The sequence below is a fragment of the Enterobacter kobei genome (genome assembly GCF_001729765.1).
In the GTDB taxonomy this organism is placed as follows: domain Bacteria; phylum Pseudomonadota; class Gammaproteobacteria; order Enterobacterales; family Enterobacteriaceae; genus Enterobacter; species Enterobacter kobei.
The window spans coordinates 2767715-2790723 of the sequence record NZ_CP017181.1; the positions used below are offsets into that span (position 1 = coordinate 2767715).

20 protein-coding genes and 2 pseudogenes are annotated in these 23009 nt (G+C 55.3%); 10 read left to right on the forward strand and 12 right to left on the reverse strand.

The window, feature by feature from the left end:
* Positions 1-96: 96 nt before the first annotated feature.
* Complete coding sequence (locus BFV64_RS13355; RefSeq protein ID WP_023338423.1) at positions 97-1782, forward strand: alpha,alpha-trehalase; 1686 nt, start codon at positions 97-99, stop codon at positions 1780-1782.
* Between the two features lie 82 nt (positions 1783-1864).
* On the opposite strand, the gene BFV64_RS13360 is transcribed toward BFV64_RS13355, so the two are convergent.
* Together BFV64_RS13360 and BFV64_RS13365 are read right to left on the reverse strand one after the other, a co-directional pair.
* Positions 1865-3967, reverse strand: coding sequence for a TonB-dependent siderophore receptor (locus BFV64_RS13360; RefSeq protein ID WP_069602180.1), 2103 nt, complete (start codon positions 3965-3967; stop codon positions 1865-1867).
* A gap of 112 nt (positions 3968-4079) precedes the next feature.
* Positions 4080-4334 carry a GlsB/YeaQ/YmgE family stress response membrane protein gene (locus BFV64_RS13365; RefSeq protein WP_014884251.1) on the reverse strand — a complete coding sequence of 85 codons (255 nt, stop codon included), beginning with the start codon at positions 4332-4334 and terminating at the stop codon, positions 4080-4082.
* A gap of 207 nt (positions 4335-4541) precedes the next feature.
* Here BFV64_RS13365 and ycgR point away from each other — a divergent pair, with 207 nt between their 5' ends.
* On the forward strand, positions 4542-5273 hold the full coding sequence (gene ycgR, locus BFV64_RS13370) for a flagellar brake protein YcgR (RefSeq protein WP_014884252.1): 732 nt from the start codon (positions 4542-4544) through the stop codon (positions 5271-5273).
* A 37-nt stretch (positions 5274-5310) separates the two neighbouring features.
* Here the strand turns inward: ycgR and emtA are convergent, their stop codons facing one another.
* A complete protein-coding gene (gene emtA / locus BFV64_RS13375) occupies positions 5311-5922 on the reverse strand; it encodes a membrane-bound lytic murein transglycosylase EmtA (RefSeq protein ID WP_014884253.1) in 612 nt (203 codons plus the stop codon).
* A 106-nt stretch (positions 5923-6028) separates the two neighbouring features.
* Here emtA and ldcA point away from each other — a divergent pair, with 106 nt between their 5' ends.
* The gene (gene ldcA / locus BFV64_RS13380; RefSeq protein WP_069602181.1) at positions 6029-6943 is read left to right on the forward strand and encodes a muramoyltetrapeptide carboxypeptidase; all 915 of its coding nucleotides are present in this window, start codon (positions 6029-6031) and stop codon (positions 6941-6943) included.
* A 97-nt stretch (positions 6944-7040) separates the two neighbouring features.
* Positions 7041-8756, forward strand: a pseudogene (locus BFV64_RS13385) (potassium/proton antiporter); the annotation flags it as partial.
* Here the strand turns inward: BFV64_RS13385 and BFV64_RS26150 are convergent.
* The 3 genes and pseudogenes from BFV64_RS26150 to BFV64_RS13395 form a co-directional block, all read right to left on the reverse strand.
* Positions 8712-8813: pseudogene (locus BFV64_RS26150) on the reverse strand (hypothetical protein); the annotation flags it as partial. The pseudogenes BFV64_RS13385 and BFV64_RS26150 sit on opposite strands and share 45 nt — an antisense overlap.
* A 9-nt stretch (positions 8814-8822) precedes the next feature.
* On the reverse strand, positions 8823-9893 hold the full coding sequence (gene dadX / locus BFV64_RS13390) for a catabolic alanine racemase DadX (RefSeq protein WP_069602182.1): 1071 nt from the start codon (positions 9891-9893) through the stop codon (positions 8823-8825).
* 9 nt (positions 9894-9902) lie between these two features.
* Positions 9903-11201 carry a D-amino acid dehydrogenase gene (locus BFV64_RS13395; RefSeq protein ID WP_014884257.1) on the reverse strand — a complete coding sequence of 433 codons (1299 nt, stop codon included), beginning with the start codon at positions 11199-11201 and terminating at the stop codon, positions 9903-9905.
* Positions 11202-11522: 321 nt separating this feature from the next.
* On the opposite strand from BFV64_RS13395, the gene BFV64_RS13405 reads away from it, so the two are divergent.
* Positions 11523-13055, forward strand: a complete 1533-nt coding sequence (locus BFV64_RS13405; RefSeq protein WP_063861470.1) for a SpoVR family protein — start codon at positions 11523-11525, stop codon at positions 13053-13055.
* Between the two features lie 109 nt (positions 13056-13164).
* Here BFV64_RS13405 and fadR read toward each other — a convergent pair whose 3' ends face one another.
* Positions 13165-13884, reverse strand: coding sequence for a fatty acid metabolism transcriptional regulator FadR (fadR, locus tag BFV64_RS13410; protein WP_014884259.1), 720 nt, complete (start codon positions 13882-13884; stop codon positions 13165-13167).
* A 200-nt stretch (positions 13885-14084) separates the two neighbouring features.
* Here fadR and nhaB point away from each other — a divergent pair, with 200 nt between their 5' ends.
* Both nhaB and dsbB read left to right on the forward strand, forming a co-directional pair.
* On the forward strand, positions 14085-15623 hold the full coding sequence (gene nhaB, locus BFV64_RS13415; RefSeq protein WP_023330627.1) for a Na(+)/H(+) antiporter NhaB: 1539 nt from the start codon (positions 14085-14087) through the stop codon (positions 15621-15623).
* Positions 15624-15766: 143 nt separating this feature from the next.
* Positions 15767-16297 (forward strand): disulfide bond formation protein DsbB, encoded by a 531-nt coding sequence (gene dsbB, locus BFV64_RS13420; RefSeq protein WP_014884261.1) that lies wholly within the window; start codon positions 15767-15769, stop codon positions 16295-16297.
* A gap of 99 nt (positions 16298-16396) precedes the next feature.
* On the opposite strand, the gene BFV64_RS13425 is transcribed toward dsbB, so the two are convergent.
* From BFV64_RS13425 to BFV64_RS13435, 3 genes are all read right to left on the reverse strand, one after another.
* Complete coding sequence (locus BFV64_RS13425) at positions 16397-16837, reverse strand: cysteine cluster protein YcgN (RefSeq protein WP_014884262.1); 441 nt, start codon at positions 16835-16837, stop codon at positions 16397-16399.
* Positions 16838-16930: 93 nt separating this feature from the next.
* Positions 16931-17590, reverse strand: coding sequence for a fumarylacetoacetate hydrolase family protein (locus tag BFV64_RS13430; RefSeq protein WP_045134178.1), 660 nt, complete (start codon positions 17588-17590; stop codon positions 16931-16933).
* A gap of 46 nt (positions 17591-17636) precedes the next feature.
* The gene (locus BFV64_RS13435) at positions 17637-17912 is read right to left on the reverse strand and encodes a YcgL domain-containing protein (RefSeq protein WP_014884264.1); all 276 of its coding nucleotides are present in this window, start codon (positions 17910-17912) and stop codon (positions 17637-17639) included.
* 123 nt (positions 17913-18035) lie between these two features.
* Here BFV64_RS13435 and minC point away from each other — a divergent pair, with 123 nt between their 5' ends.
* Genes minC through minE form a run of 3 tightly spaced genes read left to right on the forward strand, consistent with a single transcriptional unit; the run spans position 18036 to position 19852 of the window.
* Positions 18036-18743, forward strand: a complete 708-nt coding sequence (minC, locus tag BFV64_RS13440; protein WP_023330629.1) for a septum site-determining protein MinC — start codon at positions 18036-18038, stop codon at positions 18741-18743.
* A gap of 23 nt (positions 18744-18766) precedes the next feature.
* Positions 18767-19579: a septum site-determining protein MinD gene (gene minD / locus BFV64_RS13445; RefSeq protein ID WP_014884266.1), complete on the forward strand. Its 813-nt coding sequence runs from the start codon at positions 18767-18769 to the stop codon at positions 19577-19579.
* A gap of 3 nt (positions 19580-19582) precedes the next feature.
* Entirely contained in the window at positions 19583-19852 is a 270-nt protein-coding gene (gene minE, locus BFV64_RS13450; RefSeq protein WP_008500504.1) for a cell division topological specificity factor MinE, read from the forward strand.
* A 74-nt stretch (positions 19853-19926) separates the two neighbouring features.
* Here minE and rnd read toward each other — a convergent pair whose 3' ends face one another.
* Both rnd and fadD read right to left on the reverse strand, forming a co-directional pair.
* On the reverse strand, positions 19927-21042 hold the full coding sequence (gene rnd / locus BFV64_RS13455) for a ribonuclease D (protein ID WP_162184518.1): 1116 nt from the start codon (positions 21040-21042) through the stop codon (positions 19927-19929).
* An 83-nt stretch (positions 21043-21125) separates the two neighbouring features.
* A complete protein-coding gene (gene fadD / locus BFV64_RS13460) occupies positions 21126-22811 on the reverse strand; it encodes a long-chain-fatty-acid--CoA ligase FadD (RefSeq protein ID WP_014884268.1) in 1686 nt (561 codons plus the stop codon).
* Positions 22812-23009: the final 198 nt, after the last annotated feature.

The following is a 23009-nucleotide window of genomic DNA, read 5'->3' on the forward strand; positions in this document are numbered from 1 at the left end:
GGATATTGAACACGCGAAGCGGGCGATATTCGTCTAAGGTTTTCAGGTGATTGATAACAGCGGTCACGCTGCTGAGCGAATACAGGAGACGAACAGATGATAAGACCTCGTACTTTACGCCCTGCTCTTTTGCACCTCGCGCTGGGAGGCGCGCTGCTCGGTGCGACGACATTGAGTTATGCTGATGAACAGCCTGCGTTCCAGAAAAACTCCCCCGATATTTTACTTGGCCCTCTCTTTAATGATGTGCAAAGTGCCAAACTGTTTCCCGATCAGAAAACCTTCGCTGATGCCGTCCCCAAAAGCGATCCGCTGATGATCCTGGCGGATTACCGGATGCAGCACACCCAGTCCAGCTTTGATCTGCGCCACTTTGTAGAGATGAACTTCACGCTGCCTGCGGAAGGCGAAAAGTATGTTCCGCCCGCAGGACAAAGTTTACGCGAGCATATTGACGATCTCTGGCCCGTACTGACGCGTACCACCGATAAAGCCAGTAATAAATGGGATTCCCTGCTGCCGTTACCGAAGCCTTACGTTGTGCCCGGCGGACGCTTCCGCGAGGTCTACTACTGGGACAGCTATTTCACCATGCTGGGTCTCGCGGAAAGCGGCCACTGGGACAAAATCAGCGATATGGTGGATAACTTCGCCTGGGAGATTGATACCTTTGGACATATCCCCAACGGCAACCGCAGCTACTACCTGAGCCGCTCCCAGCCGCCGTTCTTCTCCATGATGGTGGAACTGCTGGCGACGCACGACAGCGATGCGCTAAAGAAATATCGCCCGCAGATGGAAAAAGAGTATGCCTACTGGATGGAGGGGGTGGATTCTCTTCAGCCAGGGCAAGCTAACCAGCGTGTCGTGAAGCTGGATGACGGTTCGGTGCTCAACCGCTACTGGGATGACCGCGATACTCCGCGCCCCGAGTCCTGGCTTGACGACGTCAATACCGCCAAAAACAATCCTAACCGACCCGCGACTGAGATCTACCGTGATTTGCGCTCCGCAGCGGCTTCGGGCTGGGACTTTAGCTCCCGCTGGATGGACGATCCGCAAAAACTCGGCACGATCCGCACCACCAGCATCGTGCCCGTCGATCTGAACGCGCTGATGTTTAAAATGGAAAAACTGCTCGCGCGGGCAAGCCAGGAGGCAGGCGACAGCGCCGCGGCGAGTAAATACGAGGCGCTGGCGACCGCGCGTCAGAAAGCCATTGAGAACCACCTGTGGAATGATAAAGAGGGCTGGTATGCCGATTACGACCTCAAGAGTAAGAAGGTGCGTAATCAGCTTACCGCGGCCGCTCTCTTCCCGCTCTACGTGAAGGCGGCGTCGCAGGAGCGTGCCGATAAAGTTGCCGCGGCGACCTCCGCGCGCCTGTTGAAACCGGGCGGCATTACCACCACCACGATCAACAGCGGACAGCAGTGGGATGCCCCAAACGGCTGGGCTCCGCTGCAGTGGGTGGCGACGGAAGGGTTGCAGAATTACGGGCAGAATAAGGTGGCGATGGATGTCACCTGGCGCTTCCTGAAGAACGTGCAGCACACTTACGACCGCGAGAAGAAACTGGTGGAGAAATATGACGTATCAACAACCGGTACGGGCGGCGGCGGTGGCGAGTACCCGCTGCAGGATGGGTTCGGCTGGAGTAATGGCGTGACGCTGAAAATGCTGGATCTGGTCTGTCCAAAAGAAAAACCGTGTGACAGCGTGCCAGAAAATCAGCCTGCGGCGAATGACGAGGCGGCGCCGGTGAAAGCCTCGGCGCAGTAAGTGGGTATTGCCGGGTGGCGGCTACGCCTTACCCGGCCTGCGTTGGGTTTGCAGGCCCGGTAAGCGCAGCGCCACCGGGCAGTCAGAAGCTGTAGCTCGCCCCTAGCTGATACGTCCTGTCACGCCCAATCCAGCAGTTGGTTGCGTCGTAGCAGGTCAGCGTCTCTTTATTGGTGATGTTCTGCATACTCGCCTTAAGCGTCAGTCCCGCCAGCGAAGGCATGATTTCGCCCATCCGGTACGAGGCCGCCAGATCGTACTGCGTGGTGCCGCCCAGTTTACCCGCATCGTTAGCCGGTGAAATTTCCATCGGACCGGTGTAGCGTGCCCCAGCCCCCAGCATCAGCCCTTTCAGCGGCGTACTCTCGAAAGTGTAGTCCCCCCACAGATTGAAAGCGTTCTCCGGCACCTGAGTTGGACGTTTACCCTGGTATTTATCATCTTCGGTATTGATCGCATGGGTGTAGGCATAGTTGGCAATCAGCGTCAGGTTGTCCGTCGGACGGCTGATGGCGGAGAGCTCTGCCCCTTTGGATTTCACTTCCCCGGTCTGACGATAATTCAGGAAGCCCGGATCGGAGGTGACAACGTTTTTCTGCCGGATGTTAAACACTGAGGCGGTAAAGGTGGTGGCGTATTCAGCCAGCAGATATTTTACCCCGCCTTCCACCTGCTTGCTGGTGGTCGGTTTGACGTCTTTTGCCGTGAGCGTTCCCTGCGGTGACACCGGCGCAAAACCTTCGGAATAACTGATAAACGGTGAAACACCGTTATCGAAGGCGTAAAGCGCGCCCAGACGTTTGGTGACGCGGTCCTGCGACACCCAGGCTTTATCCCCGTTTTTCAGGTAATCGGTGGTGACGGAGCGGTAATCGTCGTAGCGCAGGCTACCCAACAGATTTAAGCCACCGAATTCCACCTGATCCTGCAGGTAGTAACCGTTCTGCTGATAGCTGAGGCGATTCTTCTGGGCGGTGTAGAGCCCCAGTGCGCCTTCGCTGATTTGCGCATAGTCAGGATCGCGCATGTCCATGCCTGGCGTGGCCGACGCGTAACGATAGTGGAAATGAGAGTTCATCTTCTGATAGTCAAACCCGGCCAGCAGATGGTGCTGCCATTCACCCAGCGCAACGGTTTTCGTCACCTGGTTGTCGATGTTGAAGCTCTTAAGATCTTCATCGGTGGTGTAAGCAAAGCGGTTGAGCTGATAAACCTCACTCCCCGTTCCTGTCGCATAGACGCTGCGCTGGTGGGTATCGACGTCAAAATAGCGCGCTTTCTGGTTAAAGCCCCAGCCGCTGTCAAACTCGTGTTCAAAGCTATAGCCCAGCATCCACTGGCGCTGCTTAAACCCACTCCATTCATCTCCGGCGTAATCACGGCGATCGGCATATTTCGAGCGCAGATAAGACAGCGGGAGCGGATTTGACGGCGTCAGGCTCGGGGAGTTTTGCGCCAGCGCATCCAGCGTGAGACGGGTTTTGCTGTCGGGCTGCCAGGTGACGGACGGGGCGACCAGGTAATTTTCATACCGGGTGGTGTGCGGCTGATCGTCATTCTCCGTCGCCTTGCCCAGCAGACGGTAATTCCAGTCGCTGTCGGCTATCTGCCCGGTTGAGTCGAGATAGCCCTCTTTCAGGTTGCGGTTACCGGTATTTAAACCGACCTCCGTTCGCGCTTCCCGCTGCGGTTTTTTACTTTGAATATTCACCAGCCCGCCCGGCGAACCACCGCCGTAAAGCACCGATGAAGGCCCTTTCAGGATATCGACGCTGTCAATCAACAGCGGATCGATACGAGCCTTGGTATTGCCGGTGACGTTATAGGGCAACTGCAATCCGTTATAGAACTCCTGATCGACGGTAAAGCCACGAATTTTGTATTCGCTCATGTAGGAGGTATTACCGCGCACTTCGGTTGAGACGCCCGGGGCATAGCGCAGGATTTCATTCACGGAGTTCGCATGACGCTTTTCAATTTCCTGGGCAGAAAGCGTATTGATGACCTGGGGCGTTTTACTTTCGGCAACGGCCGATTTCGTAGCGCTGTTCGTCCAGGCCGGCAGCGCGCTGCCCTGCTCTGAGCCCGTGACGACGATGGTAGATTCTTCGGCGAAAGCCTGGACCTGCAATGCCAGCGTGACGGCACCGGCCAGAGCGCATAACGTAAAACGTGAGGAGTTCATAATGTCGTCTTGTTGTTAGATGCAATACGGAACGACAATTATTATCATTTCGATTAACAAATCAAGATTCAGGCAAAAAAAACGGCCCTCCGCAGAGAGCCGCTATGTCATTTTAGGCTCGTCGCAGTAACCTGAATATGCCCAGCACAACAATGGCGCCGACGACAGCAACGAGGAAACTGTGCATGTCAAAACCACTGATGTTGCCTCCAAAGCCAAACATCGTCGCCAGCCAGCCGCCCACAACCGCACCAACAACCCCGAGAACACAGGTCAAAATGAAGCCGCCGCCATCGTTTCCCGGCATGATGAGTTTAGCGATAGCGCCAGCGATAAGACCAAAGATAATCCAGGCGATGATACCCATAGCGATGCCCTCTTTCAGGTTTAACGCATGTGCAGAAAACCTTCTGCGCAGCTAAGGTAAGTATAGGTCATCAGCATAAAATCATTTTCCTCTCACCGACTTATCTTGCGTGCAGCAATAAAAAAAACTCACCGGTTTGTATTAAGTTTGAGTGTGGATTGCCGATAACGCTCAGACAGTCTGTCATTAATCAAGGAGCCATCCGGCGTGAGTCATTACAGTGAGCAGTTCCTCAAGCAAAATCCGCTGGCTGTATTAGGGGTATTACGCGACCTGCAAAAAGGCGAAGTGCCGTTGCGCATCAGCTGGTCAAATAATCAGTTTATCAGCAAGATCCTTGACGTTTCGCAGGAGCGACTGATTGTTGACCTGGGCAGCCAGGAGTATGAAAACCGCGCTGCGCTAAGAGCGGAACATATTGCGGTGATGGCCGAAACCCATGGAGCTAAAGTGGAGTTTGTCCTGCCGCGACTGGAACTGAGCGAATATCAGGGACTTCCCGCTTTTGTGACCCCTCTTCCGGGCAACCTCTGGTTTGTCCAGCGTCGTGAATACTTCCGCATCAGCGCCCCGCTTCATCCTGCCTATTTTTGTAAGGCCAAAATGCCGGACAAAAAAGAGCTTCGCTTCCGTCTCTTTGACCTGTCGCTGGGCGGAATGGGGGCGTTGCTGGATTCAGCGAAACCGGACGGACTGGTAGAAGGCATGCGTTTTACCCAAATTGAGCTCGATATGGGCGGCTGGGGTCGCTTTTATTTCGATGCACAGCTGATTGCCATCAGCGAGCGCACAGTGGTGGACAGCAAAAACGAAACGATTACCACGCCGCGTCTGAGCTTCCGTTTCCTGAACGTCGGGCCAGGCGCTGAGCGCGAGCTGCAGCGTATTATCTACTCGCTGGAGCGTGAAGCACGGGAACGTGCAAATAAAGTCCTGTGAAAAAATCGGGCAGCGCAACCGCCGCCCGTTTGCGGCATTACATGGCATCCATCGCTTTCTGTACTTTCCAGATATAACGAGGCGCCTGTGGTGCCGGATGATTCTTCGCGACATGCTCGACGAACTCATCTTTGTCCATGCCGTTGATCTCGTCTATCGCCTCTTTACGGTCAGAGGAGAAAGTTCTGAGCAGCGCCCCTGCACCGTTCACGTATGAGACCACCAGCGCGTATTGCATCACTTCCGGATCCTCGATGCCCTTCAGCACGCCATGTTCCAGAATGCTCAGATACGCGGTACCCATGGAAATGTTGCGTTCCGGGTTCTTCAGCTCGCTGGTCGACGGCTGTCCGCTCCAGCCCATGTAGCGGTAGACCTCTCTCCCCGCCGTTGAAGCCTTAAGCTGCATCAGTCCCACCGCGTTGGATTTGCTGACGAGCGTAGGATTACCGCCGGACTCCACCGCAATAATCGCGGTGATCAGACGCGGGCTCACGCCCCAGGCCTTCCCGGCTTGTTCACTGATTGGCATCCACTGCATAGCCCGTTTCACCGGCACTTCCGGGTTCCAGGGCGGGTTTTGATAATCATGTTTTGAACTACAGCCAGCCAGCAGCACAATCAAAAAAGCAAACCATCTCAATTTCACGTCATCTATCCTTATAGCCGGTCATCGCGGTGCGCCGCCCTTGAAGCAGGCAGCGTATACGCGGCATGATATAGACAATTAGTTTCTCATTCAGCAAGGAATTGCCATGTCTCAGTTTCATCTCATCGCGCCGTCGGGCTACTGCATTAACCAGGACGCGGCACAGCGGGGCGTTCAGCGCTTACTGGAATCTGGCCATCAGGTAGAAAATCAGACAATTATCCCCCGCCGCCAGCAGCGTTTTGCCGGAACGGAAGCGCAGAGGCTGAATGATATCAATAGCCTGGTGAGTCTGAAGGGTAAGGATCGCATCGTCCTTGCCGTGCGCGGCGGCTACGGGGCGAGCAGGCTGCTGGAGAGCATTGACTGGCAGGGTCTGGCGCAGCGCCAGCAGCAGGATCCGCTGCTGATTTGCGGCCACAGCGATTTCACCGTCATCCAGCTAGGTCTTCTGGCCCTGCATAATGTCATCACGTTTAGCGGCCCAATGCTGGCCGGTAACTTCGGCGCGCCAGAGCTGGATGCGTTTACCATGGAACACTTCTGGCGCGCGCTGCGTAATCCTGCCTACAGCGTGGAGTGGCAAGGCAACGGACCGCACTGGGAGTGTGAAGGCCAGCTCTGGGGCGGAAACCTGGCGATGCTGGTCTCGCTCATCGGCACGCCGTGGATGCCGGACATCGAGGACGGCATTCTGGTGCTGGAAGATATCAACGAACATCCGTTCCGCGTCGAGCGCATGCTATTGCAGCTTTATCATGCCGGTATTCTTGCGCGTCAGTCCGCGATTGTGCTGGGCAGCTTTAGCGGCGCTGCCCCCAATGACTATGACGCGGGCTACTCGCTGGAAACGATGGTCGATTTCATTCGCTCCCGGCTGGACATTCCCGTCATCACCGGGCTGGATTTCGGCCATGAGCAGCAAACCGTCACTCTTGCGCTGGGGGCGCACGCCGGGCTGAAGCATGATGATGGCGGAAGCCAGCTCACCATCAGCGGCCATCCGGTCATAAAGGGGTAAAAAATCCGTTAAACCGCCTTAATAAAACGCTGTTACCGACGTTAATATGTTAGGGTTTTAGTAACAGCGTTAACATTGAGGTGGGAGTAAGAGAACATTGGATGCCGCAGCGATAATCAGCCTTTTCATTTTGGGTTCTGTCCTTGTAACCAGCAGTATTTTATTAAGTTCATTTTCATCGCGTCTCGGCATACCTATTCTTGTTATTTTCCTTGCTATCGGCATGCTGGCTGGCATTGATGGCATCGGCGGTATCCCATTCGATAACTACCCTTTTGCCTACATGGTGAGTAACCTCGCCCTGGCGGTGATCCTGCTTGACGGCGGCATGCGTACGCAGGCGAGCTCCTTCCGCGTGGCCCTGGGGCCTGCGCTTTCACTTGCCACGGTCGGCGTGTTAATTACCTCTGGCCTCACCGGGATGATGGCTGCGTGGCTTTTCCATCTGAATATCATGGAGGGTTTGCTGATTGGCGCGATTGTCGGCTCAACCGACGCGGCAGCCGTATTTTCCCTGCTCGGTGGAAAAGGGCTTAACGAACGTGTCGGCTCAACGCTTGAGATTGAATCCGGCAGTAACGACCCGATGGCGGTGTTCCTGACCATCACGCTGATCGAGATGATCCAGCAGCACGAGACCGGGCTGAGCTGGATGTTCGCGTGGCATATCCTGCAGCAGTTCGGCCTGGGGATACTGATAGGTCTGGCGGGGGGATACCTGTTACAGCAGATGATTAACCGCATCTCGCTCCCCTCGGGGCTGTATCCACTGCTGGCGCTGAGCGGCGGGATCCTGATTTTTGCCGTCACCACCGCTCTGGACGGCAGCGGTATTCTCGCGGTCTACCTCTGCGGATTCCTGATGGGTAACCGCCCTATCCGCAACCGTCACGCTATTTTGCAAAACTTCGACGGTCTTGCCTGGCTGGCGCAGATCGGCATGTTCCTGGTACTGGGCCTGCTGGTCACGCCCTCGGATCTGCTGCCGATTGCCATTCCGGCGCTGCTGCTGTCTGCGTGGATGATCTTCTTCGCCCGTCCGCTGTCGGTGTTTGCCGGTCTGCTGCCGTTTCGCGGCTTCAACCTGCGCGAGCGTGTCTTTATCAGCTGGGTGGGCCTGCGTGGCGCGGTGCCGATTATCCTTGCCGTCTTCCCGATGATGGCCGGGCTGGATAACGCACGACTGTTCTTTAACGTGGCGTTCTTCGTGGTGCTGATTTCACTGCTGTTCCAGGGGACATCGCTCGGATGGGCGGCGAAAAAAGCCAAAGTGGTGGTCCCGCCCGTGGGCTGGCCGGTGTCCCGCGTGGGGCTCGATATTCATCCGGAGAACCCGTGGGAACAGTTCGTCTATCAACTGAGCGCCGACAAGTGGTGCGTAGGGGCATCGCTGCGCGATTTGCACATGCCGGCCGAAACGCGGATTGCCGCGCTGTTTCGCGATAATGTCCTGCAACACCCTACCGGCAGCACCCGGCTTCGCGAAGGGGATATTTTGTGCGTGATTGGCCGCGAGCGCGATCTGCCCGCGCTGGGCAAGTTGTTCAGCCAGTCGCCTCCGGTGGCGCTGGACCAGCGTTTCTTCGGCGATTTTATTCTGGAAGCCAGCGCCAAATTTGCGGATGTGGCGCTGATTTACGGTCTGGATGAAGGTGCTGAAGACGGTGATAACCAGCAAACGCTGGGCGAAATCATCCAGCAACGACTTGGCGCTGCGCCGGTCGTCGGCGATCAGGTGGAATTTGCCGGGATGATCTGGACCGTTGCCGAAAAAGAAGATAACGCGGTGCGGAAAGTCGGTTTGCGGCCGATGGAAGAGGACGCAGAGTAGCGGGTTTATGCCGGGTGGCGGCTGCGCCTTACCCGGCATAAGAACACGTTACACCGTCACAACTGGCACTCTCGGCGCCAGGGCGCACATCAATTCATACCCCACCGTTCCCGCCGCCGCGGCCACGTCATCAATTTTGACTTCATTGCCCCACAGCTCAACCGGTGAACCGATGCCCGCCTGCGGACACGGCGTGAGGTCAACCGCCAGCATATCCATTGACACGGTCCCCACCGTGCCCGTACGGACGCAGTCCACCCAGACAGGCGTACCGGTTGGCGCGATGCGCGGATAGCCGTCGGCATACCCGCCTGCCACAATACCAATTCGCTGTTCGCCCTGCGCCCGGTAGCGGCTGCCATAGCCCACCGTGTCGCCCGCCTTCAGCGTCTGCACGCCGATAATCTCACTGCGCAGGGACATCACCGGCTTCAGGCCGCTGTTGGCGATATCCTGCCATTGACCGGACGGGGATGCACCATACAGAACGATCCCCGGACGCACCCAGTTATAATGCGCTTCGGGATGCCAAAGCGTCGCCGCAGAGTTCGACAGCGAGCGCGGACAGTCCAGCCCTTCTGCCGCCTGCTCAATGCGGACCATGGCATCGGCAATGCCGTCCGGTTTTTCCGCATCGGCAAAGTGCGCCATCAGCGTCATTTCGCCCACATTTTTCAGGGCGCGCAGCTGTTGCCAGACCGTATGTACCCGCTCAGGCTGAAAGCCCAGACGGTTCATGCCGCTGTTTACCTTGAGATAGATATCCAGCGGCGCGTGGAGTTTTGCATCCTGAATCGCTTTAATCTGCCAGTTGCTGTGAATGCTGGTGGTCAGACGATACTTATCCAGCAACGGCAGATCCTCGGGGTGGAAGAACCCTTCCAGCAGCAAAATCGGCCCTTTCCAGCCGCGTTCGCGCAGCAGGATAGCCTCTTCCAGATTGAGCAACGCAAAACCGTCGGTGGCGCTGAGCGCGCTCCAGATACGGTCAATACCGTGGCCGTAGGCATTCGCTTTGACTACCGACCAGACGCGCGAACCAGGTGCTGCCCGGCGAACAATTTGCAGGTTTTCCTTCAGGGCCTGCAGATCCAGCTGAGCCAGAACAGGACGGGACATGACAACTCCTTAGTTATGCGCGCCGTGCAGATGCTGTGGACGCGATGGCGTGAACCCTGATTGATAGCGCGCCGCACTTAAATCGTCAAATGGAATGGCTGGCGTGCGCCCGGAAATCAGGTCGCTCAGCAGCTGACCGGATCCGCAGGCCATCGTCCAGCCCAGCGTGCCGTGTCCGGTATTGGTCCACAGATTTTTAAACGGCGTACGGCCAACAATCGGCGTACCGTCCGGGGTCATCGGACGCAGACCGGTCCAGAATGTCGCCTGCTCAACAAAGCCCCCGCGCGGGAACAGGTCCCCCACCACCATCTCCAGCGTTTCACGACGCGGCTGCAGGAGGTCGGTGTTGAAGCCGACAATTTCCGCCATGCCGCCCACGCGGATGCGGTTATCGAAGCGGGTAATGGCGATTTTGTAGGTTTCATCCAGGATGGTTGATACCGGGGCGCCGCTCTCTTCTTTCACCGGAATGGTCAGCGAGTAGCCCTTCAGCGGATAAACAGGAATATCGAGAATGCCTTTCAGCATGGCGGTGGAATACGAGCCAAACGCCATCACGTAGGCATCCGCTTTGATCACCTCGTCGCCACACTTCACGCCGTAAATTTTTTCCCCTTCCGACAGCAGCTTGTCGACAGCGGTGTTAAAGCGGAATTTCACCCCCGCCTGCTCGCACATGTGCGCCAGACGCTGGGTAAAGAGCTGACAGTCGCCGGTTTCGTCATTAGGAAGACGCAGGCCGCCCGTCAGTTTATGCGCCACTTCCGCCAGGGCAGGCTCAACCTGTCCCAGCTGGCTGGCCTCCAGCAGCTGGTAAGGTACGCCGGCATCCTCCAGCACGGCGATGTCGCGGGTGGCGTTTTCATACTGTTGCGCGGTGCGGAACAGCTGCAGCGTGCCGCCCTGACGGCCTTCGTACTCAATGCCGGTCGACGCGCGCAGGGTCTTAAGACAGTCACGGCTGTATTCCGCCAGGCGCACCATGCGCCCTTTGTTTTCCATGTAGTGGCGGGTATCGCAGTTGCGCAGCATCTGCCACATCCACTTCAGCTGGAACGGCGTGCCGTCAAGGCTGATGGCCAGCGGCGCATGGCGCTGGAACATCCATTTGATCGCCTTCAGCGGTACGCCAGGGGCTGCCCACGGCGCCGCATACCCCGGAGAGATTTGCCCGGCATTCGCCGCACTGGTTTCAAGCGCCGGGCCGGATTCACGATCGATAACGGTAACCTCATGTCCTGCCTGACTTAAATACCAGGCGCTGGTTACGCCAACGACACCACTTCCCAGTATGACAACACGCATAGCCACTCCATAATGTGCAAAAGAACAATCTTCTAATTACAGATTGATAACCTAGTTGAAAATATTATTCAACATACGACTTTTTTATGGTGACTTGCCTCACACATCCCCCAGTATCAGGGGATGGTGCTAATTTGGGATCTCATGCTGAGCTTTATTTTTAACCAGCATAAAATGCTGAAGGAGTCGCTTTTTTTGCCGTATCAAAAACGGGAAATCGCAAAGAAAAAATTTCTTGTCGGGCACGCTTTTTAACACGTTGATCTATGCTTGAAAGGAGGCTCTCCAGACAGAGAGAGCACCCACAACGAGGGCGCGCTAATGGCTACTATTGATTCCCTGAACAAGGACAACACACGTCTGAGCGATGGACCCGACTGGACCTTCGAGCTGCTGGATGTCTACCTCGCCGAAATCGACCGGGTGGCAAAACTGTATCGCCTGGATACCTATCCCCATCAAATTGAGGTGATTACCTCTGAACAGATGATGGACGCTTACTCCAGCGTCGGGATGCCGATCAACTATCCGCACTGGTCGTTTGGTAAAAAATTCATTGAAACGGAGCGCCTGTATAAACACGGTCAGCAGGGGCTGGCGTATGAGATTGTGATTAACTCCAATCCGTGTATTGCGTATTTAATGGAAGAGAACACCATTACCATGCAGGCGCTGGTGATGGCCCACGCCTGTTACGGCCATAACTCGTTTTTCAAAAATAACTATCTCTTCCGCAGCTGGACGGATGCCAGCTCCATCGTTGATTACCTGATCTTCGCGCGTAAATACATCACCGACTGCGAAGAGCGTTATGGCGTGGATGAGGTGGAGAAACTGCTCGACTCCTGCCACGCCCTGATGAACTACGGCGTGGACCGCTACAAACGCCCGCAGAAAATCTCCCTGCAGGAGGAGAAAGCCCGACAGAAAAGCCGCGAAGAGTATCTGCAAAGCCAGGTGAACATGCTGTGGCGCACCCTGCCGAAGCGTGAGGAAGAGAAAGCCGTCGCCGAGACGCGTCGTTATCCCTCCGAGCCGCAGGAAAACCTGCTCTACTTTATGGAGAAAAACGCCCCGCTGCTGGAGCCGTGGCAGCGTGAGATCCTGCGCATCGTGCGCAAGGTCAGCCAGTATTTCTATCCGCAGAAACAGACGCAGGTGATGAACGAAGGCTGGGCGACATTCTGGCACTACACCATCCTCAACCATCTGTATGACGAGGGGAGAGTGACCGAGCGGTTCATGATGGAGTTTCTCCACAGCCATACCAACGTCGTGTTTCAGCCGCCTTATAACAGCCCGTGGTACAGCGGGATTAACCCGTATGCGCTTGGCTTTGCGATGTTTCAAGATATTAAGCGTATCTGTCAGTCGCCAACGGAAGAAGACAAGTACTGGTTCCCGGATATCGCCGGTTCAGACTGGCTTGAAACGCTGCATTTTGCGATGCGCGATTTTAAGGACGAGAGCTTTATCAGCCAGTTTATGTCGCCGAAGATCATGCGTGATTTCCGCTTCTTCACCGTGCTGGACGATGATCGTAACAACTACCTGGAGATTTCTGCGATTCATAACGAAGAGGGGTACCGCGAGATCCGCTCACGGCTCTCTTCTCAGTACAACCTGAGCAATCTTGAGCCCAATATTCAGGTCTGGAACGTCGATTTACGCGGTGACCGTTCTCTGACGCTGCGTTATATCCCGCACAACCGCGCGCCGCTGGATAAAGGACGTAAAGAGGTGCTGAAGCATGTTCACCGCCTGTGGGGCTTTGACGTGCAGCTGGAACAGCAGAATGAGGACGGCAGCGTAGAACTGCTGGAACGTTGCCCGGCGCGGTTGAATACGTTGTAATGTTTTTTGCCGGGTGGCGGCTACGCCTTACCCGGCCTACGGGTTTGTAGGCCCGGTAAGCGAAGCGCCACCGGGCGAAAAAAAACCTCTCACTTGAGAGGTTTTTCTTTCAGCGACTCTGAATCGCTAAATCGCCCGGCAGCGTTTTTTGCATGCGATGCCAGATTTCACCGGAATCATGACCGTAGCGACGCACGGTTTCATAAACCTGATCGTGCAGCCCTTCAGTGCAGAGCTTGCTGAGCTTATGGTAGAAACCCAGTGCCAGACTGCGCGCTTCGGGATTGGCAAAGTAGTGACGACCAATGCGGGTATAGAGCCCTTTCATCCCGTTGAGGATAAGACCGTAAATCGGGTTGCCGGAGGCAAACGCCAGACCGCGGAAGACGTTGTAATCGAGGGTGGCAAAGGCATCGGCATGATCTTCGACCTCGTTTGCGCTGGCCAGCACTGCAAGCGCATCTTCCGGGTGCTGACGGAAAGCGGTACGAATAAAGATCGTCGCGATGTTGGTACGCACTGAGAGCAGATTATCAATGAGCTGCGGTACGCTTTCGTGGTCGAGGCGCGCCAGCGTTTCAAGAATGTTCAGCCCCGAGGTTTCCCAGAAGTTGTTTACTTTTGTTGGCTTGCCGTGCTGGATCGTCAACCATCCATCACGCGCCAGTCGCTGAAGCACTTCACGCAGCGTGGTGCGAGTGACGCCAATCAGTTCAGAGAGTTCGCGTTCAGCCGGAAGAATGGACCCTGCAGGGAAGCGATTATTCCAGATGCTTTCAATGATGTACTCTTCCGCGAAACCCGCCGGGCTCTGCGCCTTAATGACCATAGTGAGATTTCCATTACACAGCTTTAGCAAATTGCACTCATCATACCAGAGGCATGCAGCGGCAGGTAGCGCGGTAAAGAGAGAAAAGAGGGATCGCCGTTTCATTTTTATGAAATTTACAATGCTCGCTTATCCGCCGCCGGGCCGCAATTTTGCGTATACTGATGTTTTGTTTTACGTGACGGGGAAGGACGTCTGTTGTGGAAATTTCTTTTGGGCGCGCGCTGTGGCGCAATTTTTTAGGTCAGTCTCCTGACTGGTACAAACTGATACTGCTGGTTTTCCTGGTCGTTAACCCCCTTATTTTTAGCGTGAACCCGTTTATCGCCGGATGGCTGCTGGTGGCGGAGTTTATCTTCACCCTGGCAATGGCGCTGAAATGTTACCCTCTGCTGCCTGGCGGTCTGCTGGCTTTTGAAGCAGTGGTCATCGGGATGACGTCTGCTGAGCATGTCAAAGCAGAGCTGGCGTCAAATCTGGAAGTGCTCCTGCTGCTGATATTTATGGTGGCCGGGATCTACTTTATGAAACAGCTGCTGCTGTTTATCTTCACTCGCCTGTTGCTCAGCATTCCGTCTAAAACGGTATTGTCGCTGGCGTTTTGCCTTGCTGCTGCCTTTCTTTCGGCCTTCCTGGATGCCCTGACCGTTGTTGCGGTGGTGATCAGCGTCGCCGTCGGGTTTTACGGGATTTATCACCGCGTGGCCTCGTCCCGCCCGGGCGAAGACTTGCAGGATGACAGCCACGTTGAGGCGCATAACCGTGAGGTGCTGGAGCAGTTCCGCGCGTTTCTGCGCAGTCTGATGATGCATGCTGGCGTAGGGACTGCGTTGGGCGGCGTGATGACCATGGTGGGTGAGCCGCAAAACCTGATCATCGCTAAAGCGGCTGAATGGCATTTTGGCGAGTTTTTCCTGCGTATGGCCCCCGTGAGCGTGCCTGTCCTTATCTGCGGGTTAGCAACCTGCATTCTGGTCGAAAAGTTCAGGGTATTCGGCTACGGCGCGCAACTGCCTGAGCCGGTCCGCAGTGAGCTGCATAAATTTGACGAGCAGAGCCGCAAACAGCGCACGCGGCAAGAGACGCTGCGTCTGATTGCGCAGGGTATCATTGGCGTCTGGCTTATCGTCGCGCTGGCATTGCATCTTGCAGAGGTTGGGTTGATTGGCCTCTCCGTCATTATTCTTGCGACCACCTTTAGCGGCGTAACGGATGAGCATGCTATTGGCAAAGCGTTTACGGAAGCCCTGCCATTTACCGCGCTGCTGGCGGTCTTCTTTGCGGTTGTGGCGGTGATTATCGACCAGCATCTGTTTGCCCCCATAATTACCTTTGTGCTGCAGGCTGCACCAGACGCGCAGCTTACGCTCTTCTATCTGTTCAACGGCCTCCTGTCGTCCATCTCCGATAACGTCTTTGTCGGGACGGTCTACATCAACGAAGCCAAATCCGCGATGGAAGAAGGCATTATTAACGCAGGACAGTTTGAGCTGCTGGCCGTGGCCATCAATACCGGCACTAACCTGCCGTCGGTAGCGACGCCAAATGGACAAGCCGCCTTCCTGTTCCTGCTGACCTCTGCCCTTGCGCCACTCATACGTCTTTCTTATGGAAGAATGGTCTGGATGGCGCTGCCCTATACGCTGGTACTCACAATTGTGGGATTGCTTTGCGTCAAAATTACCCTCATTCCCTGTACGCAATGGCTGATACAAGCGGGTATACTTGCGGCGCACTAAATGAGGCCTCTCGGGCAGTTCGCTGCCCGTTTGCCTTTTCGCACGATAAACATCCGATTACGTTTTATTTCGTCAGGTACAGGTGGCGCGAAAAACGAATTCGTTTACACTGCGCTTTCTAAGCATGTTCCAGGGAAATGATTATGTTGAGATTTTTAAACCAGTGCTCTCGCGGTCGCGGAGCGTGGTTGTTGATGGCCCTGACCGCCTTTGCGCTGGAAATGGTCGCGCTGTGGTTCCAGCACGTGATGGGGCTGAAACCCTGCGTGCTCTGTATCTACGAGCGCTGCGCCCTGTTTGGCATTATGGGTGCGGGCCTGGTAGGCGCCATCGCCCCGAAATCGCCGTTGCGCTACGCGGGTATTGCAATCTGGCTGTACAGCGCCTGGAAAGGAATTGAACTCTCCTGGCAGCACACCATGATGCAGCTGCATCCGTCACCGTTTATGACCTGTGATTTTGCCGCCCGCTTCCCGAGCTGGCTGCCGCTGGATAAATGGCTGCCGCAGGTGTTTGTCGCATCCGGTGACTGCTCTGTCCGTCAGTGGGAATTCCTGACGCTGGAGATGCCACAGTGGCTGGTGGGGATTTTTGTCGCCTACTTCATCGTGGCGTTGCTGGTGCTGATTGCCCAGCCGTTCAAGCCGAAGAAACGTGATTTGTTCGGAAGGTAAAAGCAAAACGGCAACGTCAGTTTTGTAGGTCGGGTAAGCGCAGCGCCACCCGACACAACAGCGCATAATAAAAAACCCGCCTCGGCGGGTTTTTTATTATCACCGATTAGGGTGATTCATAATATGGTCTTCCCAGTCCCGCACCTCGGACTCTTTCACGGCGATGTGGCGCACCGAAATGCGCTCGCCGTGCATCGCCGCTTTCGAACCGGTGAGCAACGGATGCCAGTCTGGTAACCCTTTCCCTTCCGCCAGCAGGCGATACGCGCAGGTATGGGGCAGCCATTCAAAGGTGGGCAGATTATCACGGGTTAACTTGATGCAGTCCGGCTCAAATTCGAACCGACGCTCATAGTTGCGGCACTGGCAGGTTTTAATGTTCAACTGCTTGCAGGCCACGTTGGTGAAGTAGATTTCGTCCGTATCTTCATCCATCAGCTTGTGCAGGCAGCACTGCCCGCAGCCGTCGCACAATGATTCCCATTCCGCGTCAGTCATGTCGTCAAGAGTTTTGCTTTGCCAGAAAGGGATGTCGTTCATCAGGATGTCCACACGTCAAAAGAAAGCGCACCTTATAACGAGTCTGGCACGTTGTTGCAAGTTTTGCCGCCCTCTTCAGGCGGCAAGATGTGGTTACAGCACGCGGGTTTTCAGCGACAGGCCGTTAAAACCGACCTCCAGCTCATCGCCGCTGAGGAGCGGGCCAACCCCTTCAGGCGTACCGGTCAGGATCACATCTCCGGGTTTCAGGGTGAAGAAGCGGCTCATGTAGGCGATCAGCGGCACAATCTTATGGATCATGTCTGCTGTGCTGCCCTGCTGGCGGATGTCACCGTTCACCTTCAGGCTGAGCGGCGTGTCCTGTGGATCAGTGGTAAATTCACTGACCGGAATGAATCCCGAAATCGGACACGCGTTGTCAAAGCCTTTGGCTTTTTCCCACGGCTGCCCGGCCTTCTTCATTTTTCCCTGCACATCACGCAGCGTCAGATCCAGCGCGACGCCGTAGCCAGCAATCGCTTTCTGGACATGCTCTTCGGAGGCCTGGCGCAGCGTGGCGCCGATCAGCACCGCGAGCTCAACTTCGTGATGCACTGACCCCAGCCCCTGCGGCAACGCCAGCGGCTGGCGGATATCGCAAAGCGCCGTCTCTGGCTTAATAAACAGAACCGGCTCTTCTGGTGTTGCGCTGCCCATCTCCTGAATATGCTTTGCGTAGTTACTGCCCACGCAGACCACTTTGCTGACGGGATAATCCAGTAACGCACCTTGCCAGTTATGATGTTGATACATGCTCGACCCCTAATCGGTTGATGTGATGCGCCCGAAACAGCTGAGACTATTTTTTCCCGTTCGCCTCAAGGTGCTGTTTTAATAAATTCTCAGGCGGTGGTGGAAGCTGTAAATAATAGCCTTGCTCGGCTAATGCCGTTTTCACTTTATCCAGATCGGCATTGACCAGTTTCTTACGACCATCCAGCGGCAGCAGCATCGCCAGCTGTGGTCGGCCAAAGCTCTTCATTAATTCTTCAGGCACGCGTGAAAAATCGTCTTTCTTTTCGACATAAAGATAGGTCTGGTCACGGCTTGTACTTCTGTAGATCACACAAAACATGTTTTTACTCTGAATTAATGGGTGGTTGCTTGCCTCAATATACTCCTGACTATAACATGCCTGATACTCTTCGGAATATCGCAGCGAATGGTTGCGGTTAATAGCAAATTGAGTAAGGCCAGGATGTCAAACACGCCCATCGAGCTTAAAGGCAGTAGCTTCACCTTATCAGTGGTACATTTGCATGATGCAAAACCCGAGGTTATTCGTCAGGCGTTAGAAGACAAAATCGCGCAGGCTCCCGCTTTTCTGAAACACGCCCCTGTTGTTATCAACGTGAGTGGTCTTGAGGCTCCGGTTAACTGGAAACTTCTCCAGCAGGCCGTCTCCTCTACTGGCCTGCGAATTGTCGGCATCAGTGGCTGTAAAGATAGCGAGCTGAAAGCGGAAATCGACCGTGCCGGGCTGCCCCTTCTTAATGAAGGTAAAGAAAAAGCCCCGCGTGCAGCACCTGCTGCCGTGCAGGCGCCCCCTCCTGTGGTGCAAAACGTTACTCCTGTCACAAAAACGCGAATGATTGACGTACCGGTTCGTTCCGGTCAGCGCATTTATGCACCAAACTGTGATCTGATTGTTACAAGCCACGTCAGTGCTGGCGCAGAGCTTATTGCAGATGGCAATATTCACGTTTACGGTATGATGCGTGGACGTGCGCTCGCAGGCGCAAGTGGCGATCGGGACGCGCAAATATTTTGTACTCACCTGACGGCGGAACTGGTGTCCATCGCAGGTGAATATTGGCTGAGCGACAAGATCCCAGCCGAATTTTATGGCAAAGCGGCTCGTCTGCGACTGGCAGACGACGCGTTGACCGTTCAACCGTTGAATTGATCCCTTTTTAACAAGGAATTTCTATGGCACGCATTATTGTTGTTACTTCGGGTAAAGGAGGCGTTGGCAAGACCACCTCCAGCGCGGCCATCGCTACTGGTTTGGCCCAGAAGGGAAAGAAAACCGTCGTTATCGACTTCGATATCGGCCTGCGTAACCTCGACCTGATCATGGGATGTGAGCGTCGCGTCGTGTATGACTTCGTCAACGTCATTCAGGGCGATGCCACGCTGAACCAGGCGCTGATTAAAGACAAGCGCACCGAGAACCTCTACATCCTCCCGGCCTCTCAGACGCGTGACAAAGACGCCCTGACCCGTGAAGGTGTCGAAAAGGTACTCGAGGAGCTGAGAAAAATGGAGTTCGACTTCGTTGTCTGTGACTCCCCTGCCGGCATCGAAACTGGTGCCCTGATGGCACTCTACTTTGCTGATGAAGCGATCATCACCACCAACCCTGAAGTCTCATCCGTGCGTGACTCCGACCGTATTCTCGGCATCCTCGCCTCCAAATCCCGTCGTGCGGAAAATGGCGAAGAGCCGATCAAAGAGCACCTGCTGCTGACCCGTTATAACCCGGGTCGCGTCAACAAAGGTGACATGCTGAGCATGGAAGACGTACTGGAGATCCTGCGCATTAAACTGGTGGGCGTCATCCCGGAAGACCAGTCCGTGCTGCGCGCCTCTAACCAGGGCGAGCCCGTGATCCTTGATACGACGGCAGATGCAGGTAAAGCGTATGCTGATACTGTTGACCGTCTGCTGGGAGAAGAACGTCCTTTCCGCTTCATTGAAGAAGAGAAGAAAGGTTTCCTCAAACGCCTGTTCGGAGGATAAGTTATGGCATTACTGGACTTTTTTCTCTCGCGGAAAAAGAACACCGCCAACATCGCAAAAGAACGTCTGCAAATCATCGTTGCGGAGCGTCGTCGTAGCGACGCCGAGCCTCATTACCTGCCGCAGCTGCGTAAGGACATCCTGGAAGTGATCTGTAAGTACGTACAGATTGACCCGGAGATGGTCACGGTGCAGCTGGAGCAAAAAGACGGGGATATTTCGATTCTGGAGCTGAACGTGACGCTTCCGGAAGCGGAAGAGTCGCGCCCGTAGGGTTGTGATTTTGTAGCCCCGGTAAGCGCAGCGCCACCGGGGGAATATGCCGGGTATATCGCCCGGCATATTTTTTACCGCGGATACCCTTCCAGCAGGGTATTCAGACGATCGGCCATCAATTCCCCACGCCAGCCCGCCATCAGTTCCGGCAGGCCATTCTGCGGTTTCAGCTTCCAGTGCCAGTTCAGCAGCTGGTTAATCTGACGACGCGATGCCAGCAGCTCAGCACTCAGCTTACTTTCAGTGGCAACGTTCTGCACCAGCGCTTTGATATCCTTAAACGCTTTGCGGTAACCCGGCATATCCATCAGGTTCAACAGCGGTTCCGGCAGCGCATCTTCCGGCAACGCCTGCGCTTTTGCGACCAGCGCCAGCAGGGTTTTACCGTGGAAACGGATCTCACTGCCCGAAAGCCCAATGCTGTCCAGCTCCCCTAGGCTGCCCGGCATATAGCGCGCAACTGCCCAGAGATGTTCCTCGCGCACCACAAAGTTAACCGCCAGATCGCGCTCGCGCGCTTTGCGTAAACGCCAGTCCGCTAACAGCTGCAGGCACGCCAGCTGACGCGTACGCAGCTGCCAGGCGTTGCTGATATCACGCCAGGCGTCTTTCGGATCAACCACTTCCTGGCGACGCAGCTGCGTCATACGACACTCGTCCAGCGCGGCAGAGAGCCAGCCGGAGGCCTCCGCCTCTTTCATCAGTTGTCCGGCAATCGGCAGCAGGTAAAACACGTCTGCCGCCGCATATTCCAGCTGACGTTCGGTAAGCGGGCGCGCCAGCCAGTCAGTACGGGATTCACTTTTGTCCAGCGTCAGGCCCGTATACTCCTCCACCATGGCGGCAAAGCCCCAGGAGAGCGGACGACCGCTAAAAGCCGCAAGGATCTGCGTATCGATCAGCGGCTGAGGCATGATGCCAAAGGTATTCAGAAAAACTTCCAGATCTTCACTGCCTGCGTGCAGGTATTTCGTTACTGCCGTATCCAGCAACAGGTCACGCATCGGCGTCCAGTCAGTGATGCCGAGCGGATCGATCAGCGAGACGTGCTTGCCGTCATACATCTGAATCAAACCCAGCTGCGGATAGTACGTCCGGGTACGGACAAACTCGGTATCCAGAGCGATGGCAGGAAAGTCGCGCGTCACTTCGCACAGCGAAGCCAGCTCGTCGTTGGTCGTGATCATCTGGTAATTCAAATCGGATTCTCTTTTGTTTGCGCCCATAAAAAACGCCGGCTTAACCGGCGTCAGGGCGATTAACGTGAAGCTCAGGCCTTATTGTCTACTTTGGCACGGGCTTCGTCACGTAATTCTCGTCGTAATATCTTCCCGACGTTGGATTTCGGCAGCTCATCGCGGAATTCCACCAGCTTCGGCACTTTATAGCCCGTCAGCTGACGACGACAGAACGTTATCAGCGCTTCCTCGGTGAGTGAAGGATCTTTTTTGACCACAAATATCTTCACCGCTTCCCCGCTGCTGCCGGAAGGCACGCCCACCGCCGCAACTTCCAGCACGCCGCTGTGCTGCATGACCACGTCTTCGATTTCGTTCGGATAGACGTTGAAACCGGAGACCAGAATCATATCTTTTTTGCGATCGACGATGCGCAGGAAGCCTTCGTCATCCATCACCGCAATATCGCCGGTATGCAGCCAGCCGTCTTTAATGATTTCGTCTGTTGCATCCGGGCGTTGCCAGTAGCCCAGCATCACCTGCGGCCCTTTCACGCATAGCTCGCCCGGTTCGCCCGGCGCGACTTCGTTATCGTTGTCATCGACCAGTTTGGCCTCCGTGGAGGGAACCGGCAGGCCAATGCTTCCGCTGTGGTAGTCAATGTCATGCGGGTTGACGCTGACCAGCGGTGCGCATTCCGTCAGGCCATAACCTTCCAGCAGATACTGCCCGGTGAGTTTCACCCAGCGCTCGGCGACCGCCTGCTGAACCGGCATACCGCCTCCCGCAGAGAGGTGCAACGTTGAGAAATCCAGCTGCTGAAATTCTTTATTGTTGAGCAGCGCGTTGAACAAGGTATTTACCCCGGTCATGGCGGTGAAGGGGTATTTTGCCAGCTCTTTCACCAGCCCCGGAATGTCTCGCGGGTTAGTGATCAGGACGTTTTGACCGCCCAGCTCGATAAACAGCAGGCAGTTCATGGTCAGCGCGAAAATGTGATACAGCGGTAGCGCCGTGATCACCAGTTCTTTGCCCGGATGCAGCAGCGGCCCGTAGGTGGCATTGACCTGTTCAAGGTTTGCCAGCATGTTGCGGTGGGTTAGCATCGCCCCTTTGGCCACGCCGGTTGTGCCGCCGGTGTATTGCAGAAAAGCGAGGTCCTCAGAGACCACTTCCGGTTTGACGTATTGCATGCGATAGCCCGCATGCAGCGCGCGGCGGAAAGAGATGGCATCCGGCAGATGGTATTTTGGCACCAGGCGCTTGACGTATTTAACCACAAAGTTAACCAGCGTCCCTTTGGCGGTGGACAGCTGATCCCCCATGCGCGTCAGGATGACGTGTTTAACCTGGGTTTTGTCGACCACTTTTTCCAGGGTATGGGCAAAGTTAGAAACAATAACTATCGCCACCGCACCGCTGTCGTTGAGCTGGTGTTCCAGCTCGCGCGGGGTGTAAAGCGGGTTGACGTTGACGACAATCATCCCGGCACGCAGGATGCCGAACAGCGCCACCGGGTATTGCAGCAGGTTCGGCATCATCAGCGCGACGCGGTCTCCTTTTTGCAGCCCAAGCCCTTCCTGCAGATAGGCCGCAAACGCCCGGCTACGCTCCTCAAGCTTACGGAACGTCATTACCTCGCCCATATTCACAAATGCGGGCTGGTCTGCGTAACGCCTTACCGAGTGTTCAAATAATTCAACCAGGGATTGATAACGGTCAGGATTGATCTCGGCAGGAACATCTGCGGGATAACGGTTAAGCCAAACCTTTTTCAATGCATCACCTCTGAAATGAGTGTTCGTCGTCATCACAACCCCGATAATAAATAGTTTGTTAACATTATATTAACTCAGCGTACCAGTTTATTAATTGTTCAGATTTAAGGTTGCGAAGCGCGTCACTCTTTTTTTTCGTATTATCCGTAAAAAAACAGAGACAGCGGCTAAGCCGCTGTCTCTTTCCTAGCAATAACA